Origin of the sequence: Parapedobacter pyrenivorans, assembly GCF_014636865.1 — a bacterium.
GTDB classification, from domain to species: domain Bacteria; phylum Bacteroidota; class Bacteroidia; order Sphingobacteriales; family Sphingobacteriaceae; genus Parapedobacter; species Parapedobacter pyrenivorans.
Genome location: NZ_BMER01000002.1, coordinates 568,834 through 585,069, shown reverse-complemented (window position 1 = coordinate 585,069; position 16,236 = coordinate 568,834). Strand labels below are relative to the sequence as shown.

Annotated in this window: 14 protein-coding genes; 10 read left to right on the top strand and 4 right to left on the bottom strand. The window is 49.0% G+C overall.

All coding sequences use genetic code 11. The annotated features are described in order from the left end of the window. Positions 1 to 109: 109 nt before the first annotated feature. On the top strand, positions 110 to 2,395 hold the full coding sequence (locus IEV98_RS14315) for a GH92 family glycosyl hydrolase (protein WP_188506670.1): 2,286 nt from the start codon (positions 110 to 112) through the stop codon (positions 2,393 to 2,395). Positions 2,396 to 2,414: 19 nt separating this feature from the next. Here IEV98_RS14315 and IEV98_RS14310 read toward each other — a convergent pair whose 3' ends face one another. After that, the gene (locus IEV98_RS14310; protein WP_188506669.1) at positions 2,415 to 3,284 is read right to left on the bottom strand and encodes an AraC family transcriptional regulator; all 870 of its coding nucleotides are present in this window, start codon (positions 3,282 to 3,284) and stop codon (positions 2,415 to 2,417) included. A 161-nt stretch (positions 3,285 to 3,445) separates the two neighbouring features. On the opposite strand from IEV98_RS14310, the gene fucP reads away from it, so the two are divergent. The 7 genes from fucP to IEV98_RS14275 all read left to right on the top strand — a co-directional run bounded on the left by fucP (position 3,446) and on the right by IEV98_RS14275 (position 10,132). Further along, positions 3,446 to 4,705: an L-fucose:H+ symporter permease gene (gene fucP / locus IEV98_RS14305; protein WP_188506668.1), complete on the top strand. Its 1,260-nt coding sequence runs from the start codon at positions 3,446 to 3,448 to the stop codon at positions 4,703 to 4,705. 61 nt (positions 4,706 to 4,766) lie between these two features. After that, entirely contained in the window at positions 4,767 to 5,123 is a 357-nt protein-coding gene (locus IEV98_RS14300; protein ID WP_188506667.1) for an L-rhamnose mutarotase, read from the top strand. Further along, positions 5,113 to 6,774 (top strand): UxaA family hydrolase, encoded by a 1,662-nt coding sequence (locus IEV98_RS14295; RefSeq protein ID WP_188506666.1) that lies wholly within the window; start codon positions 5,113 to 5,115, stop codon positions 6,772 to 6,774. Before IEV98_RS14300 ends, IEV98_RS14295 begins: the two co-directional genes overlap by 11 nt. Before the next feature lie 25 nt (positions 6,775 to 6,799). Beyond that, a complete protein-coding gene (locus tag IEV98_RS14290; RefSeq protein ID WP_188506665.1) occupies positions 6,800 to 7,570 on the top strand; it encodes an SDR family NAD(P)-dependent oxidoreductase in 771 nt (256 codons plus the stop codon). 12 nt (positions 7,571 to 7,582) lie between these two features. Beyond that, positions 7,583 to 8,437, top strand: a complete 855-nt coding sequence (locus tag IEV98_RS14285) for a fumarylacetoacetate hydrolase family protein (RefSeq protein ID WP_188506664.1) — start codon at positions 7,583 to 7,585, stop codon at positions 8,435 to 8,437. A gap of 18 nt (positions 8,438 to 8,455) precedes the next feature. Continuing rightward, positions 8,456 to 9,286, top strand: coding sequence for an amidohydrolase family protein (locus IEV98_RS14280; RefSeq protein WP_188506663.1), 831 nt, complete (start codon positions 8,456 to 8,458; stop codon positions 9,284 to 9,286). Between the two features lie 63 nt (positions 9,287 to 9,349). Then, complete coding sequence (locus IEV98_RS14275) at positions 9,350 to 10,132, top strand: L-fucose dehydrogenase (RefSeq protein WP_188506662.1); 783 nt, start codon at positions 9,350 to 9,352, stop codon at positions 10,130 to 10,132. Here the strand turns inward: IEV98_RS14275 and IEV98_RS14270 are convergent. Then, the gene (locus IEV98_RS14270) at positions 10,129 to 11,085 is read right to left on the bottom strand and encodes an acetyl-CoA carboxylase carboxyltransferase subunit alpha (protein ID WP_188506661.1); all 957 of its coding nucleotides are present in this window, start codon (positions 11,083 to 11,085) and stop codon (positions 10,129 to 10,131) included. The two genes, IEV98_RS14275 and IEV98_RS14270, sit on opposite strands and share 4 nt — an antisense overlap. 149 nt (positions 11,086 to 11,234) lie before the next feature. On the opposite strand from IEV98_RS14270, the gene IEV98_RS14265 reads away from it, so the two are divergent. After that, complete coding sequence (locus tag IEV98_RS14265; protein WP_188506660.1) at positions 11,235 to 13,406, top strand: glucoamylase family protein; 2,172 nt, start codon at positions 11,235 to 11,237, stop codon at positions 13,404 to 13,406. 32 nt (positions 13,407 to 13,438) lie between these two features. Beyond that, positions 13,439 to 13,963, top strand: a complete 525-nt coding sequence (locus IEV98_RS14260) for an OmpA family protein (RefSeq protein WP_188506659.1) — start codon at positions 13,439 to 13,441, stop codon at positions 13,961 to 13,963. A 1-nt stretch (position 13,964) separates the two neighbouring features. Here the strand turns inward: IEV98_RS14260 and murI are convergent, their stop codons facing one another. Then, on the bottom strand, positions 13,965 to 14,789 hold the full coding sequence (gene murI / locus IEV98_RS14255; RefSeq protein ID WP_188506658.1) for a glutamate racemase: 825 nt from the start codon (positions 14,787 to 14,789) through the stop codon (positions 13,965 to 13,967). Positions 14,790 to 14,797: 8 nt separating this feature from the next. Beyond that, positions 14,798 to 16,216, bottom strand: coding sequence for a glycoside hydrolase family 125 protein (locus tag IEV98_RS14250; protein ID WP_188506657.1), 1,419 nt, complete (start codon positions 16,214 to 16,216; stop codon positions 14,798 to 14,800). Positions 16,217 to 16,236 lie beyond the last annotated feature (20 nt).

The window sequence follows — 16,236 nt, the reverse complement described above, 5'->3', positions numbered from 1 at the left end:
AAATGCAATGGCTAAATACTTTTAGCATTTTCATTTTCCGATATTTTTGCCATATTAGCAGCCATTAGGAAATTGGATACGATAACTCTTATAAACAAACGCTGACGAAATGAAATTATCATTGACTTTACTTTTTTCGCTGTTTGTGCTGTTTATACCGGCGCAAGAGGTGAGCCATGTGGATTATCCATTGGATTATGTCAATACGCTGATGGGAACCCAGTCGGTTCATTTGCTTTCCAATGGCAATACTTATCCGGCTATTGCGCGACCGTGGGGCATGAATTTTTGGTCGCCACAGACAGGAAAGATGGGGGATGGCTGGATGTACACGTACACCGCTGATAAGATCCGCGGATTCAAGCAAACGCATCAGCCATCGCCTTGGATGAACGACTACGGGCAGTTTTCAGTGATGCCCATCACGGGGAAACCGACATTTGATGAAAACGAACGTGCCAGTTGGTTTTCGCACAAGGCTGAGGTCGCTCAACCGCATTATTACAGCGTTTACCTGGCCGATCATGACATTACTACTGAAATTACACCTACGGAACGTGCTGCGCGCTTCCGCTTTACCTTCCCCAAAACCGACAGTGCCTTCGTCGTAATTGACGCATTCGACAAAGGGTCGTACGTAAAGGTCATTCCCGAAGAAAATAAGATTATTGGTTACACCACCCGTAACAGTGGGGGTGTTCCCGATAATTTCAAAAACTACTTTGTGATGATATTTGACAGGCCGTTTGCCGACGTAAGTACCTTTGCCGATTCGGCCTTGGTGGATAACCGACTGGAGATACAGGCCGATCATGTAGGTGCTATCGTCGGTTTTCGAATTGCCGATCGGGGAGAGCAGGTCCACGCCAAAGTAGCATCGTCATTCATCAGCCACGAACAAGCGGAGTTGAACCTGCGCGAAATCGGAAACAAAGATTTTGAGACCATCAAGCAAGAAGGTGCCGAGCAATGGAATACGGAGCTCGGCAAGGTGCGTGTAGGGGGTGGCACGATTGATCAGGTACGCACGTTTTATTCCTGTCTGTACCGCACCATCCTGTTCCCGCGTATGTTTTACGAATACGATGCCGATGGGAATGTCATTCACTATAGTCCCTATAACGGACAGGTCCTACCCGGCTACATGTTTACCGATACCGGTTTTTGGGATACGTTTAGGGCGTTATTTCCGTTCTTGAACTTGGTTTATCCCGAGATCAACCAAAAGATGCAAGAGGGGCTGGCAAACACCTATAAAGAAGGCGGCTGGTTGCCCGAATGGGCGAGCCCGGGCTACCGAAATATTATGGTAGGCAACAATTCGGCTTCCGTGGTGGCAGATGCTTACATCAAAGGCCTGCGAGGATATGATATCGAAAAGCTCTATGAAGGATTGTTGAAAGGGGCCAACAACGCAGGGCCTATTACTGCCGTAGGTCGCGCAGGCGCGGAATATTACACGACGCTCGGCTATGTGCCCTACGATGTAAAGATCAACGAAAATGCCGCCCGTTCGTTGGAGTATGCCTATGATGATTTTGCGATTTACCAATTGGCAAAGGCATTGAACCGTCCCGCTGATGAAATAGCATTGTACCGTCAGCGGAGCTTTAATTACAAGAAGCTCTTTGATAAGGAAACCGGATTGATGCGCGGAAAAAATAAAGATGGTCAGTTCCAACGTCCTTTCAATCCGTTCAAATGGGGAGATGCATTCACGGAGGGCAATAGCTGGCACTATTCATGGTCGGTATTCCAGGATGTGGAGGGTTTGGCGCAATTAATGGGCGGACATGATGCATTCGTCACTAAATTGGATTCTGTATTTTCCTTGCCGCCGGTATTTGATCACAGTTACTACGGCTTTACCATTCATGAAATCCGTGAGATGCAAATTGCCAACATGGGCCAGTATGCCCACGGTAACCAGCCTATACAGCACATGATTTACTTATACAACTACGCTGGTGCACCGTGGAAAACGCAGTATTGGGCTAGGGAAACCATGAATCGGATGTACTTACCCACGCCTGATGGCTATTGTGGCGACGAGGACAACGGACAGACCTCTGCGTGGTATGTGTTCTCCGCGCTGGGTTTTTATCCGGTTACCCCTGCCACAGACGAATATGTGCTGGGTACGCCGTTGTTCAAAAAGGCAACCATCCAGCTGGCCAACGGGAAGACTATTGAGATTCAGGCACCGAATAGTAGCGATGAAAATCGCTATATCGAATCTGCAACCTTAAATGGCAAGCCTTACGGCAAGAACTACCTCCGTCACAGCGAGCTGGTAAAAGGAGCCGAACTGCATTTCGATATGGCCGACCAACCCAACACCAATAGAGGGACGAAACAGGCAGATTTTCCATTCTCATTGAGTTTGGAAGACTAGATCGCCTGTTAACATACGATCACTTTAGATAAGCCCTTTGGTAATTCAAAGGGCTTTTTCCTGTGATCTGCTTGAAGTACTTATGAAATCCAGCAAAGTTGTGGAATCCGCTTTCATAGCAAATTTGCTTGACGTTCATGTTGTTTTCGATCAGCAGTTTGCAGGCATGGCCTACCCGGATTTCAATGAGGAACTGCGAAAAGGTCTTCCCGGTACGTGATTTGAAATAGCGGCAAAATGCATTGCTGCTCATCCCGGCTACTTCTGCTACTTCATCCAATGAAATCCGTTGCCTGAAATGTTGAAGTGCAAAATCATAAATGTTGTTTATGCGGTCTTTTTCTCCCCGCTGGAAATGGGGGTTGAAGCCGACAGACGAAAGCAATTGAATGTCTTTGGTATTATGGGCAATGGCGGTGAGCGCCTCAATGAGCAAAATGATCCGTTTGGTGCCTTCGGTGACCAATAGTTCTTCCAGCAATTTTTGCACCCGGATACGGGCTACGCCGTTTACGGAGATGCCCTGCTTAGCCTGTTGGAGCAGCTGTTTGATATTGGTGTTTTCTGGCAAATCGAGGAAACCCGCGCCCCAGAAATCGTCATTGAAGTGGGTAACACGTACGTCGGCCTCTTGTTGGTTGCGTTTGTCGAAGTAGCTGCTGTCAAAACTCCAGTAGTGCGGAAGGTTGGAACCGATTAATACCACATCGCCCGATCCAAAATTACGGATGCTATCGCCAATGAACTGTGTACCCCGACCCTTTTCAAAGTGGATGAGCTCAATTTCTTGATGGTAATGCCAACGGTTGTTGGCGTAAGGCACCGTGTCACGTCGCGCACTGAACGAATGGGCAGGTCCGGTGCTTACCTTTAATAATTGAGGTTTCATGCGATTTCCCTATTGGTCAGTCAAAAAAACATAATAGTTAACAATTATACGAAAAATGCGCTAATATAACTTAATATATCGCTAATATCTGGGCAGCTTTTGTAGGCATTGTTTGCTTATTTTGCGTGGTCTTAAAACACTAACCGATCAATAGACACGATATGGCAACGCGATATACACTGATTCCTGTGATTTTGGTCACCTCGCTATTTTTCTTGTGGGGGTTTGCCCATAACCTGAATCCGATTCTGATTCCTCACCTCAAAAAAGCCTGCCAGTTATCGGACTTTCAGTCGGCCTTTGTAGATTCCGCATTTTTCATCGCTTATTTCGCGGTGGCCTTGCCGGCAGGATATTTCATGAAGCGGTTTGGCTATAAGCCGGGCATCGTCTTTGGTTTAGTGCTGTTTGCTATTGGAGCCTTCCTGTTTTTTCCGGCAGCCGATACCCGTGAGTACGGGTTGTTCTTGGTCGCTTTATTTGTGATTGCCAGTGGACTTACTTTTTTGGAGACCGCCGCAAATCCTTACATTAGCGTGCTTGGTAATCCGAAAACGGCCACGCAGCGACTTAATTTCGCGCAATCGTTCAATGGGCTGGCCGCTACACTGGCGCCATTCATTGGTGGGCAGTATATCCTTTCTGGCAAAACTTTGGGGGTGGATGAGCAGGCAGCGATGTCTGCGGCCGATCTCCATGCGTATTTGCAAGCGGAGGCCGATGCGGTAAAACTGCCGTATATTGTAATAGGCGCTACGGTATTGCTTGTAGCTCTGTTGGTTATGCGTACGCCATTGCCCGAAATCAACGAAGAGGCGCACGGGAAAGATGGCAACGCAACCGGTAAATCGCTTTGGCACAACGGCAACTTTGTATTTGGGGTGGTGGCATTGTTTTTTTATGTGGGCGCCCAGGTGGGGGTTGTTAGCTTTTTCATCCGTTTTTCCGACCAGGTAGCGGATGTGCAAGAAAAAGCTGCAGCCAATCTGCTTTCCATCGCCTTACTGGGCTTTATGCTGGGCCGGTTTGTCGGCACGTTCCTGATGCGCTTTGTGACACCGGCTAAACTACTCGCAGTTTTTGCATTGCTCAGTGTGCTATTTACCGCGCTATCGGTTTGGGTGGATGGGCTGTTTGCCGTATATGCCATGGTTGGAGTCACCTTTTTGATGTCCATCATGTTTCCTACGATTTTCTCATTGGCAATCAGCGGATTGGGTAAAGATACCAAACAAGGTTCTTCCATCCTGATTATGTCCATCGTGGGTGGTGCAATTGTTCCATTAGTCATGGGAGTGATGTCTGATTGGTTTACCATGCAGCGTGCGTATTTGGTGCCGGCTGCATGTTTCCTGATTGTCCTGCTGTTTGCACTGCGAAATATGAACAATCGGATGGCACAGGTCACTGCGGTACATTAATTAAATTAGTGCATAGGTAGACAAATCAACAAATAAACGGATAAGCAACTAAGCGAATACCATGAAAAGATATGCATTAGCGCTAGACTTGCAGGACGATATGCAACTGATTGCCGAGTATGAACGGTTGCATCGAAATGTCGCTGCTGAAATAAAAAAATCCATCACGGATTCTGGGATACTGTGTATGGAAATCTTTAGGTTTGCCGATCGGATGTTTATGATCATCGAGGCAACGGATGATTTCTCATTTGACGAGAAAGCAATAGCAGACGCGGCCAATCCGATCGTTCAGGAGTGGGAGCGGTCTACATGGCGGTACCAAAAACCGATTCCGGGCGCTAAACCTGGAGAAAAATGGGTGTTAATGGATAAAATTTTCGAACTTAGAACCGGTGAAGAAACACATGGACAATAAACAATTTTTCTTGCAGATACATCCGCATGATAATGTGCTGGTGGCCTTGCAAGACCTGCCACCTGGTACGGAGATCACATTTGGTGACAAGCAGTTACGGATAATCAGCGGCGTGAAGGCAAAGCATAAATTCACGATGGAAGCATTAGCAGCTGGTGCGGATGTACGCATGTATGGTGTACTTGTCGGTAAGACAAACGAAGCATTGCAGCAAGGGGAAACCATTACCACACAAAACATCCACCACGCTGCAGCCACGTTTACGCTGGGCGAGCGGAAGTTGGCATGGCGGAAACCGGATGTTTCAGCGTTTGACGGCCAGACTTTCATGGGCTATCACCGGTCCAATGGTACCGTAGGTACCGCTAACTACTGGTTGGTCATTCCGCTCGTATTCTGTGAAAATCGGAATGTATTGGTCATGAAACGCGCATTGGAGGACAGACTGGGGTATGGCAAGCGATCGCGTGACTATGGGCCGGAAGTGGACCAGCTTATCCAGTTATACCGGTCGGGCGCCACGGTGGAAGGCATTTTGAATGCTGATATCGCAGCTAGCGATGCGAAAGGTGCTAGACAGCGGCTATTTGAACACGTGGATGGGGTCAAATTCCTCAATCACGAGATGGGCTGTGGTGGTACGCGGATAGATTCGGATGCCTTATGCGGTCTATTGGCGGGGTACATCACCCATCCAAATGTGGCGGGGGCGACCATACTTAGCTTGGGATGCCAACATGCACAGGCATCCATACTACGGGAAGAGATCGCCAAGCGCGACCCACAGTTCGATAAACCCTTGCATATTTTTGAACAGCAACTGTTGGGCACCGAAAGCAATCTGATTCAGCAAGCATTGAAACATACATTTACCGGTCTGATCCAGATCAACCAGCTACGGCGGGAGCCTGCCCCGCTTAGCAAGCTCTGCATCGGTCTGGAGTGCGGAGGTTCCGATGGTTTCTCGGGCATATCTGCCAATCCCGCACTGGGATATGTGTCGGATATGGTTGTAGCCTTGGGTGGCTCGGTCATTTTATCGGAATTTCCGGAGCTATGCGGCGTGGAGCAGGAACTGAGTGATCGCTGCGTAGATGAGCCGACCGCGTTGTACTTTATGGAATTGATGAAAACCTATAATGCCAAAGCGGAGGCAGATGGTTCTGGGTTTTACGCTAATCCGTCTCCCGGTAATATACGGGATGGCTTGATTACAGATGCAATTAAGTCAGCAGGTGCGGCGAAGAAAGGGGGGACTTCGCCGATAACAGCGGTGGTCGATTATCCCGGTATCGCCAATAAGCCGGGATTGAACTTGCTTTGCACGCCGGGCAATGACGTGGAAAGTACGACGGCCGAAGTGGCCGCGGGTGCAAATGTCGTGTTATTCACCACAGGATTGGGAACGCCCACTGGCAATCCCATTGCTCCGGTAGTGAAATTAGCCACCAATACGAAGCTGTACGAGCGGATGCCGGATATCATCGATATCAACTGCGGAACCGTCATCGAAGGGGAAGAAACAATCGGACAGGTTGCCCATCGGATACTTCGCTATGTGATCGATGTAGCCAGTGGGCTTGAGCAACCCAAGGCCGTACAATTAGGCCAGGATGATTTCATTCCGTGGCGCAGAGGCGTATCTTTGTGAGATTTTAAATTTAGATAATTTAGCAATGCCAAACAGGAAATTAACTGGAAAAACAGCAATTATTACAGGAGGGGGTAGCGGTATCGGCCGCGCAATCAGTTTATTATTTGCAGAGGAGGGAGCTTCCGTCCATATTCTGGAGCTCAATACCGAGGTCGCCGACACGTTGGTAGCCGAAATCCGGGCGTTTGGTGGCGACGCTACGGCGCATGCCTGTGACGTGAGCCAACAGCAGGCGGTGTTATCCGTGATCAGTGGTATCGGCACCGTCGATATCTTGGTAAACAACGCGGGGATTGCCCACGTAGGCGATTTGGAACATACGACCGAAGCGGACTTCGACCGGATTTATACGGTCAATGTAAAGGGCGCTTACAATGTGCTGTATGCCGTCGTGCCATTGATGAAAAAGCAGGGGGGTGGGGCCATCCTTAACATGGCCTCTATTGCAGCACTGGTGGGTATTACCGATCGGTTTGCCTATTCCACCAGTAAAGGGGCTATCCATGCGATGACGCTATCCGTGGCACGCGATTATCTGCACCAAGGCATCCGGTGCAATAGCATCTCGCCTGCACGCGTACATACGCCTTTTGTGGATGGTTTTATCGCCAAGAATTACCCCGGTAAGGAAGCAGAAATGTTTGAGACGCTTTCCAAAAGTCAACCCATTGGCCGGATGGCCCAACCGAGGGAGATCGCCGCAATGGCATTATACCTGTGTTCGGACGAAGCCGGATTCATCACCGGAAACGACTACCCGGTAGATGGTGGATTTGTAACGTTGAATAATTGATCCCGTACTGAAATGAAATTAATCCGATACGGCGACCTCGGCCGGGAAAAAATAGGGGTACAGTTAGATGGTGTGAACTATGACGTTTCCGCTTTAGGAGGCGACTACGACGAGAATTTTTTTGGGAACAGTGGTCTTGCCCGATTGGAAGAATTTGTGAAAGCGAATGCGGGTAGGCTCATTGTTGTACCCGAGGGGACACGTCTGGGAAGCCCGATTGCTCGCCCCTCGAAAATCCTTTGCATTGGACTCAATTACCGCGACCATGCGGCGGAAACCGGTGCTGCGATACCAGCAGAGCCTATCCTTTTTATGAAATCGACCACTTCATTAAGTGGTCCGTATGACGACATTATCGTTCCGAAAAACTCCACAAAGACCGACTGGGAAGTGGAGTTTGGAATCGTCATCAGCAAAAGAGCGTCCTATGTGACGGAAGCAGACGCATTGGACCATGTGGCGGGGTATGTCTTGCACAACGATGTGTCCGAACGTGCGTTTCAGTTGGAACGCGGCGGTACATGGGATAAAGGCAAGGGGTGTGATACTTTTGCACCAATTGGCCCTTTTCTAGCAACAAAAGAGGAAATAGCCGACATCAATAATGTCCGGTTATGGCTATCCGTAAACGGCAAGATGTATCAAGATGGCAGTACCCGTGACTTGATTTTCAGTGTTCCTTTTATCATCAGCTATGTCAGTCAATTTATGACGTTGCTGCCCGGCGACGTGATATCTACGGGAACGCCGGCAGGGGTGGGACTGGGCTTCAATCCACCCATCTACCTTAAACCGGGGGATGTGGTCGAATTGGGCGCCGATGGACTGGGTTCTTCGCGGCAAATTGTAAAAGCCTACCCGGCCTGATCTAGCTAACGGAATGCGATGAAGCGAATCGATGCGCACCAACATTTTTGGACGTACCAGCCGGTAAAAGATGCTTGGATTACCGATGATATGGCTTTCATCCAGCGCGACTTTCTGCCGAATGACTTGAAACCTGTGCTCGAGGCCGCCGGCGTGTCGGGTTGCGTAGCGGTACAAGCCGATCAGTCAGAAGCCGAGTCGGTGTTTTTATTGGAGTTGGCGGCACAGCATTCGTTCATCGAAGGGGTCGTTGGTTGGGTAGATTTACAAGCAGCTGATGTGGCAGACCGGTTGGCGCATTTCAGCGGCTATCCCAAACTGAAGGGCGTCCGCCATATTGTACAGGGAGAGGAAGACCCTCGCTTTTTGTTGCGCCCTGCCTTTCTAAGGGGGATTGAAGCGCTGGCAAAGCACGGATATACCTACGATATCCTTGTGAAACCGCATCAATTGGATGCAACACTGGAGTTGATACGGGCTTTCCCCGACCAACCGTTTGTCATTGATCACTTGGCAAAACCTTACATCAAAGCAGGGGTGCGACAGCCGTGGGCCGAGCAGCTAGCGGCCATTGCAAATCATGGCCATGTGTATTGCAAGCTATCGGGTATGGTAACTGAGGCCGATTGGAACGGTTGGGAAGTCGGCGATTTCCAGTATTACATACAGCACATGCTCGACGTGTTTGGCCCCCGGCGGGTTATGTTCGGTTCGGATTGGCCCGTCTGTCTCGTAGCTGCGGATTACACGCAGGTGATTGGGGTGGCCAACCGGGCAATCGCGCACCTGGCGCGGGATGAACAGGAATTGATTTGGCATAAAAATGCCGCTGACTTTTATAAATTGTAGCCATCGACATCAGTCATTGCGTGATGGCGGTGAGGCAAAGATTGCGTATTCAAATCGTAGATTATGGATTTAGAACTGAAGGATAAGGTTGTCGTGGTAACAGGTGCTGCAAAGGGAATCGGCAAGGGTATCGCATTGGCATTGGCCAATGAAGGGGCCATCCCGGTAATCGTGGGACGCAGCCAGGCTGATAATGACGTTGTGCGGCAGGAGATCGAATCGGCTGGCGGACAGGCGTTTTGCGTGGAGGCCGAGTTAACCCGACCCGAAGACTGCGAACGGGCCATAGCGGATACCTTGGCTCGATTTGGCCACATAGACGGCCTGGTAAACAATGCCGGAGTAAACGATGGTGTTGGGTTGGAAAGTGGAAGCTACCAGAAATTCGTGGATAGTCTCCATAAATCGCTTATCCATTACTACCTGATGGCTCACCATGCCTTACCGGCGTTGAAGGCGAGCAAGGGAAGTATTGTGAATATTAGCTCAAAAACAGCAGAAACCGGCCAGGGAAATACATCCGCCTATGCAGCGGCCAACGGCGGACGTAACGCACTGACGCGCGAATGGGCGGTTGAACTGCTGCCATACAGCATCCGCGTGAATGCAATTATCGTTGCGGAATGTTTTACCCCGTTATATGATAAATGGATTAAAACGTTGCCCAATCCGGAGGAAACATTAGCAAAAATCACCCGACGTATTCCGTTGGAGCAACGGATGACAACAGCGGCTGAAATAGCCGACACGGTTTTGTTCCTATTATCCCAGCGGTCTAGCCATACCACCGGGCAGCTCATCCATGTGGATGGCGGATATGTACACTTGGATCGGGCGATCGATTAGGATTCGACCACCACACCCATTTTGCTGAATTTGTCTATGCGCTCAGTAACCAGCTGGCTCGATGGCTTCTTCTGTAGGATAGCCAGATCAGTGAGTATTTGCTGTTTTACTGATTCGGCGATTTCATTGGGATTGTGATGGGCGCCGCCCAAGGGTTCTTTTATGATACCGTCAATAAGCCCGTTTTTCGACATGTCACCGGCCGTCAGTTTCAACGCTTCTGCGGCTCTTTCCTTGTAATCCCAGCTCCGCCAGAGGATAGAGGAACAGGATTCGGGCGATATTACTGAATACCACGTGTGTTCAAGCATGTATACCCGGTCGCCTACACCGATGCCCAATGCCCCGCCAGAGGCCCCTTCACCGATAATAATGCAAATAATAGGAACCTTTAAAACAGCCATTTCCATCAGGTTGCGGGCGATCGCTTCCCCTTGCCCACGTTCCTCGGCTTCGATACCCGGATAGGCACCCATGGTGTCTATTAAGGTAACAACAGGCTTATTGAATTTCTCAGCCAATTTCATCAAACGCAGTGCTTTCCGGTAACCCTCGGGGTTGGCCATCCCGAAATTTCGGAATTGGCGTTCTTTTGTGTTCTTGCCTTTTTGGTGACCGATAACCATTACCGACTGGCCTGCAATCGTGGCAAAACCACCTACAATAGCCTTATCGTCCTTCACATTCCGGTCGCCATGGAGTTCGATGAATTCGTCACACATCAGGTTAACATAGTCGAGCGTTTGCGGCCTATCAGCATGACGTGACATCTGTACTTTTTGCCAACCCGTCAAATTGCTATAGATCTGAAGCTTGGTTTTTTCCAATCTTTCCTCTAATTCCCCTAATGTAGCGCTCATGTCCACTTTTGTCTTTTCCGCTACTTGGTTTACCTTTTCGATCTGCATTTGCAGATCTGCGATTGGCTTTTCAAAATCAAACGTTGTCTCCATATATGCTGCGTTGCAAAAGTCAGGGCGCTAAGTTAGGGAATTGTAACGCTATTTTAAAATGTGATAACTATTCGCCGATTACCAGCAATGGCTTGGTTTTTGCGTAGTCTTGTTCTGTTCAATTAGGTCAACATAATTCGATTTCGCGTATGGTCAAAGTAATTACCTTATCTAGTTTGTGTTATTTCATGCTGGTGTTTTCGGCCGCTGCGGATACCTATCCCGGAGTATTGTTCGAAAACAGCGTGCTGAAAGGAAACTACGTCTATAGTGACGTGCATCATGATGGATTGAGTTGGGTGGAGAATGTGGGGGGCAGGCTGCCGGTATCGGACTCTATTTTCTTTACACCGGGCAACTCCTTGTCGTTGAAATACACCACCGCCGAAAGCGGCAATTGGTCTGTACGGATCGCATATCCACATACTACAGGTGGGTACCGGCCTGCAGCAGATGATGTATTGACATTTAAATTGTTTGTGGCATCAAATACGGAGAGCAACGCGTTACCCAGATTGGGCGTAAGTCAAAACGATTCCTTAAGCGATATCGTTGATTTGGCCGATTTTATCGATGACTTTCAACCAAACATGTGGCTGAATGTCCAATTACCAGTAAGTGCGATTGGGGTGCGTGTGGGGGAGCCCGTTGATGGCGTCCAATTGTTGCAAGGCACGGTTGCCAAGGGCAGCAATTTACTGTATATTGATCAAATCGAGTTCTTACCCGCCAACCCACCGCGGGCAAAATTATCTTCGCCGGCGGTGCTCTCGGCCGCAACGGCCTATGACCAGCATATCGATCTTACCTGGCAATTGCCGCTTACACCGAGCATCCGCTACATTAAGATTTATCGTTCTGAAGACAACGAGCATTTCAGTCCCATAGCAATCCGGCCTATCTTTATACAGAAAGGTACCGATTTTGTTCCCTACCCGAATAAGACCTATTATTATAAAATCGCGTGGGTAGATTATAATTATCTCGAATCGCCATTTTCGAACGTGGTGGAAGCAACGACCCATACGGCCAGCGACAGTGCGCTACTCGATTTTATGCAAGCTGCTCATTTTAATTACTTTGTGGAGAGAGCCGAAGTAAACAGTGGTATGCACGGCATCCATTTCGGTGTAGATAACGCTACGGTGTCGGTGAAGGGAACCGGTCTGAGCATCCTGTCACATGTCGTTGGCGCTGAACACGGCTTTATATCTCGGGTGGCGGCAATCGGTAGATTGGAGCGGATACTGGACTTCTTAGGCAAGGTAGAGCGCTACAAAGGCGCATTTCCTGCTGAGATAGACGGGCGCACGGGAAAAGGGATTTTTGCCACCGACACCGTTCCGGAAGCAGACTTGCGGGCTACCGCATTTTTGATGCAGGGACTGCTTGTGGCTAGACAGTATTTTCTGTCCGATACCGTAGCGGCAAAAGGACTGGCCGAAAAAATAGATGCCTTGTGGAACGATATTGAATGGAATCAATTTGTTATAGAAGGGCAGGAAACGATCCTGTTAGACCGATGGTCGCCGGTTTCCGGATTCAAAAATGCACTTCCGCTTGGTGGATTCGGTACAGATTTCAGCTGTTATATACTCGCGTTGGCTTCACCACAACACGCGTTGCCTCCCGAAGCCTATATAAAAGGGCTGGGTACTCCCCGGAAGTTGGTCGATTCGACCCATGTCATGGAACTCGCCAATAATGCCTCCTTTTCCGTTAATCTCCAGGGCGAACATCAACAGGCGATTCCAAGTTATCGTGAATTTTCCTATACGAGCGATACCACGTTGTATGGCTTACCCATAACTGTCGGGTCAATGGATACTTCATTGCTAGCGGCCTATATGCCTTTTCTTGCATTTGACCCACGGAATAAGCGGGATACCTTTGCAGATTATTTTGCGAACAACATTAACCTTACTCAAATCTATCAACGGCGAGATAATGAGCAGGGTTTTGGTGGGGTTTCACGGAATATATGGGGGCTGACCGCCACCCGCGTCGATTCATTAGGTACAGATACGATATATGCCATTAGCCCCGCTATCTCCAGTTCGAGTTACGCATTCTTACCCCATGAAGCGTTGCAGTCCATGCGGGCTCTTTATAATGACTATGGCCATGTGTTATTTACCGAGTATGGATTCCGGAAGTGGATCGCAATCAATGGCAACGCCATCGCCGACGAATACGACGCTTTGAATCAGGCCGCCGTCGTTGTGATGATTGAGAACGGACGCAGCGGATTAATCTGGGATCTGTTTTCGAATCATCCGGATATAAAAAGGGTGATCGAAAGTCATTTTAATGTGGAGTAGTTTTTATATCTTTACCCTATCCATTTCATAACATGAAGACGTATACTATTTTTTCCCTTGTATTCATTTTTTCTGCGATATTTTTTTCTTGTAAAAGCAAAAAAATAGCAGTTAACCCCGGTGCGCAGGTAACGATAGACGGCACAACAGATGGGCTGCAGCACGTCCAACGCGATTTTGAGGATGCATCGATGACCGACCGCGGCATCATGGTTACTTTTGATTCGGATGTATTGTTTCCGCTTAATTCGTCCTATTTGACCGATCCGGCTAAAAGTGAACTTGATAAGTTGGTGGTCTTATTGGATGACTACCCGGGTGCGTCATTGATTGTTGACGGGCATACCGACGCTACCGGGACAGAAACCTATAACCAATGGTTGTCGGAAAAAAGGGCGGAATCTGTCAAGAAATATACGGTAGAGAAGGGATTGGAAGAGAACCGGGTTACCACTAATGGTTACGGGCAGACTAAACCAATCGCGTCGAACTCCACCAAAGAAGGTAGGGAGCAAAACCGTAGGGTGGAGGTGACTATCGTTACGAAAAAGCAATAGGTTAAATCAGCAGCGTTTTCAATTCCGTTGCTTTTACGGGCTTACCATAAAATATACCTGCCTTTTCTTCAAAATCAGCAGCATTATCCGTGGTGAAAAAACGGATAGTGCCACCCGTTGTACACAAGTTTTCGACGTCGGGGTGCCGATGTAAATAATCTGTCAGGCTGTTGGCCACCAATCCCCCCTGTGAAAGCAGGTGGATATGCGCAGGCAGAAAACGCTCGATCAGTGGAAGCAGTAGCGGGTAGTGGGTACACGCTAGGACAATCGTGTCAATCTGGTCGGACTGCTTAAGGAGCCGATTGATTTCCCTTTCTACGAAATAGGCTGCACCGGGTGAATCCAACTCATTGTTTTCTACCAAGGGTACCCACAGGGGGCAAGCTTGTTGATATACGTTGATGTCTGGAAAGAACTTCTCGATTTCAAGCGGATACGAGCCCGATTTGACCGTCCCGGGTGTGGCCAGGATACCGACATGCCTCGTGTGCGAATATTGGCCGATCACTTCAGTGGTTGGCCGGATAACACCGAGTACTCTGCGTAAATCGGCGTACAGCGGAAGGTCGCATTGCTGAATGGTGCGGAGTGCTTTTGCCGACGCCGTATTGCACGCAAGGACTACCAGGCGACAATCCATGGCGAAAAGCTTTTCCACACATTCTTTGGTATAGGCATATACCGTCTCGAATGAGCGCGTGCCGTAGGGCACACGCGCATTGTCGCCCAAATACACATAATCGTATTGGGGTAGCTTACTTACAATTTCTCGGAATACGGTCAATCCCCCATAGCCCGAATCGAATATACCTATTGGACCCATTACCAAATTTACTTCAGCAAATATGGCTTTTCTTTATAAGTTTTCCATAAAAATTCACCAAATAGGGTGTTGGACCAAGCGAACCATTTGCGGGTGAATTTCTTGGGATCATCTTTGTGGAAAGACTCGTGCATAAAGCCCGTATCACCATGTGTGCGTCGCAACGATTCAATGCATGATTTTATTTCATCATCATCGGTAGCAGTCAGTCCACGCATGGTAATGGCCATGGGCCAGATCATATCTCGGCCAATGTGCGGTCCGCCGATGCCTTCAGCTGCCGACCCCTTGAAGAAAAACGGATTGCTTTCAGATAAGATGTACGCGCGCGTACGCTGGTATATCGGATCACTGGCGTCAACTGCGCCGAGATAGGGGAGTGATAACAGGCTGGGGATATTGGCATCGTCCATCATCATGTAGCTGCCAAAGCCGTCTACCTCATACGCATATACGCGGCCGTGCATGGGGTGATCAACAATGCCATACGCCCTCACAGCCTTTTCGACTTCATCGGCGAGGTCGAGCATTTCCTTGGCCAATGACTGCTCATTGGCGATATTGGCCAGCATTTCGGCCGACTGGCGCAAGCTGACGATAGCGAATAGGTTGGACGGGATAAGGAATGAAAAGATCGTCGAGTCATCGCTCGGCCTAAAGCCCGAGCAGATCAGCCCCACCGGATTGACGGGGTAGCCATAGCCATCTACCTGTAGGGTATCCGAGCCGCGGGCCGTGGTACGTTCAAAACGGTATGGGCCTAGATTTTCTTTCCGTTGCTGTTCCTTAAACGTCTTCAGGATGTTGCGTTGGGCGGTTACCCATTCGCTGTCAAAGGGCGTGTTATCTTCTGTCGCTTTCCAGTAAGCGTATGCAAGGCGGATGGGATAACAGAGTGAGTCGATTTCCCATTTCCGTTCGTGGATGCCCGGCTTCATATCGGTATGATCGGTTCCCCACTCGCCTACGCGGGTGGGATCGTTGTAGAATGCGTTGGCATAGGGATCGATGTTGATGCATTGGCTTTGCTTGTTGACTAACCCCGATATAAGGCGCTGCAAGTTTTGGTCGGCAGCCATAAACGGGAGGTATGGCCATACCTGCGCACAACTGTCGCGAAGCCACATTGCATCGATATCGCCTGTAATCACATATGTGTAAGGTTTTCCGTTCTTTTCTTCTGGAAAAACAGTGGTATCCAGTGTGTTGGGAAAACAATTGCCAAATAACCAACCCAATTCTTTATTGCCGGTATGGCGTTGGAATTCCTGGATAGCCCGTTCGATAGCCTCACTGGAAAAATGACGCTGGCCCTCGGAGATCCGTACCGTCGGGAAATCCTGCGTGGTCGAAGCAAGCGAGAATTTACTGGCCCATAGTCCGGCGCCAAGCAAGCTGGTGTTTTGGATGAAGGTTCTTCGTTTCATGACGTAATATTATTCGGTTC

What these genes read in the sequence shown, in the direction of transcription:
- IEV98_RS14285 (WP_188506664.1), top strand. Translation starts at nt 7,583, where the DNA reads ATGAAATTAATCCGATACGGCGACCTCGGCCGGGAAAAAATAGGGGTA.
- IEV98_RS14265 (WP_188506660.1), top strand. Translation starts at nt 11,235, where the DNA reads ATGGTCAAAGTAATTACCTTATCTAGTTTGTGTTATTTCATGCTGGTG.
- IEV98_RS14300 (WP_188506667.1), top strand. Translation starts at nt 4,767, where the DNA reads ATGAAAAGATATGCATTAGCGCTAGACTTGCAGGACGATATGCAACTG.
- IEV98_RS14270 (WP_188506661.1), bottom strand. Translation starts at nt 11,085, where the DNA reads ATGGAGACAACGTTTGATTTTGAAAAGCCAATCGCAGATCTGCAAATG.
- IEV98_RS14275 (WP_188506662.1), top strand. Translation starts at nt 9,350, where the DNA reads ATGGATTTAGAACTGAAGGATAAGGTTGTCGTGGTAACAGGTGCTGCA.
- fucP (WP_188506668.1), top strand. Translation starts at nt 3,446, where the DNA reads ATGGCAACGCGATATACACTGATTCCTGTGATTTTGGTCACCTCGCTA.
- murI (WP_188506658.1), bottom strand. Translation starts at nt 14,789, where the DNA reads ATGGGTCCAATAGGTATATTCGATTCGGGCTATGGGGGATTGACCGTA.
- IEV98_RS14315 (WP_188506670.1), top strand. Translation starts at nt 110, where the DNA reads ATGAAATTATCATTGACTTTACTTTTTTCGCTGTTTGTGCTGTTTATA.
- IEV98_RS14290 (WP_188506665.1), top strand. Translation starts at nt 6,800, where the DNA reads ATGCCAAACAGGAAATTAACTGGAAAAACAGCAATTATTACAGGAGGG.
- IEV98_RS14280 (WP_188506663.1), top strand. Translation starts at nt 8,456, where the DNA reads ATGAAGCGAATCGATGCGCACCAACATTTTTGGACGTACCAGCCGGTA.
- IEV98_RS14260 (WP_188506659.1), top strand. Translation starts at nt 13,439, where the DNA reads ATGAAGACGTATACTATTTTTTCCCTTGTATTCATTTTTTCTGCGATA.
- IEV98_RS14310 (WP_188506669.1), bottom strand. Translation starts at nt 3,284, where the DNA reads ATGAAACCTCAATTATTAAAGGTAAGCACCGGACCTGCCCATTCGTTC.
- IEV98_RS14295 (WP_188506666.1), top strand. Translation starts at nt 5,113, where the DNA reads ATGGACAATAAACAATTTTTCTTGCAGATACATCCGCATGATAATGTG.
- IEV98_RS14250 (WP_188506657.1), bottom strand. Translation starts at nt 16,216, where the DNA reads ATGAAACGAAGAACCTTCATCCAAAACACCAGCTTGCTTGGCGCCGGA.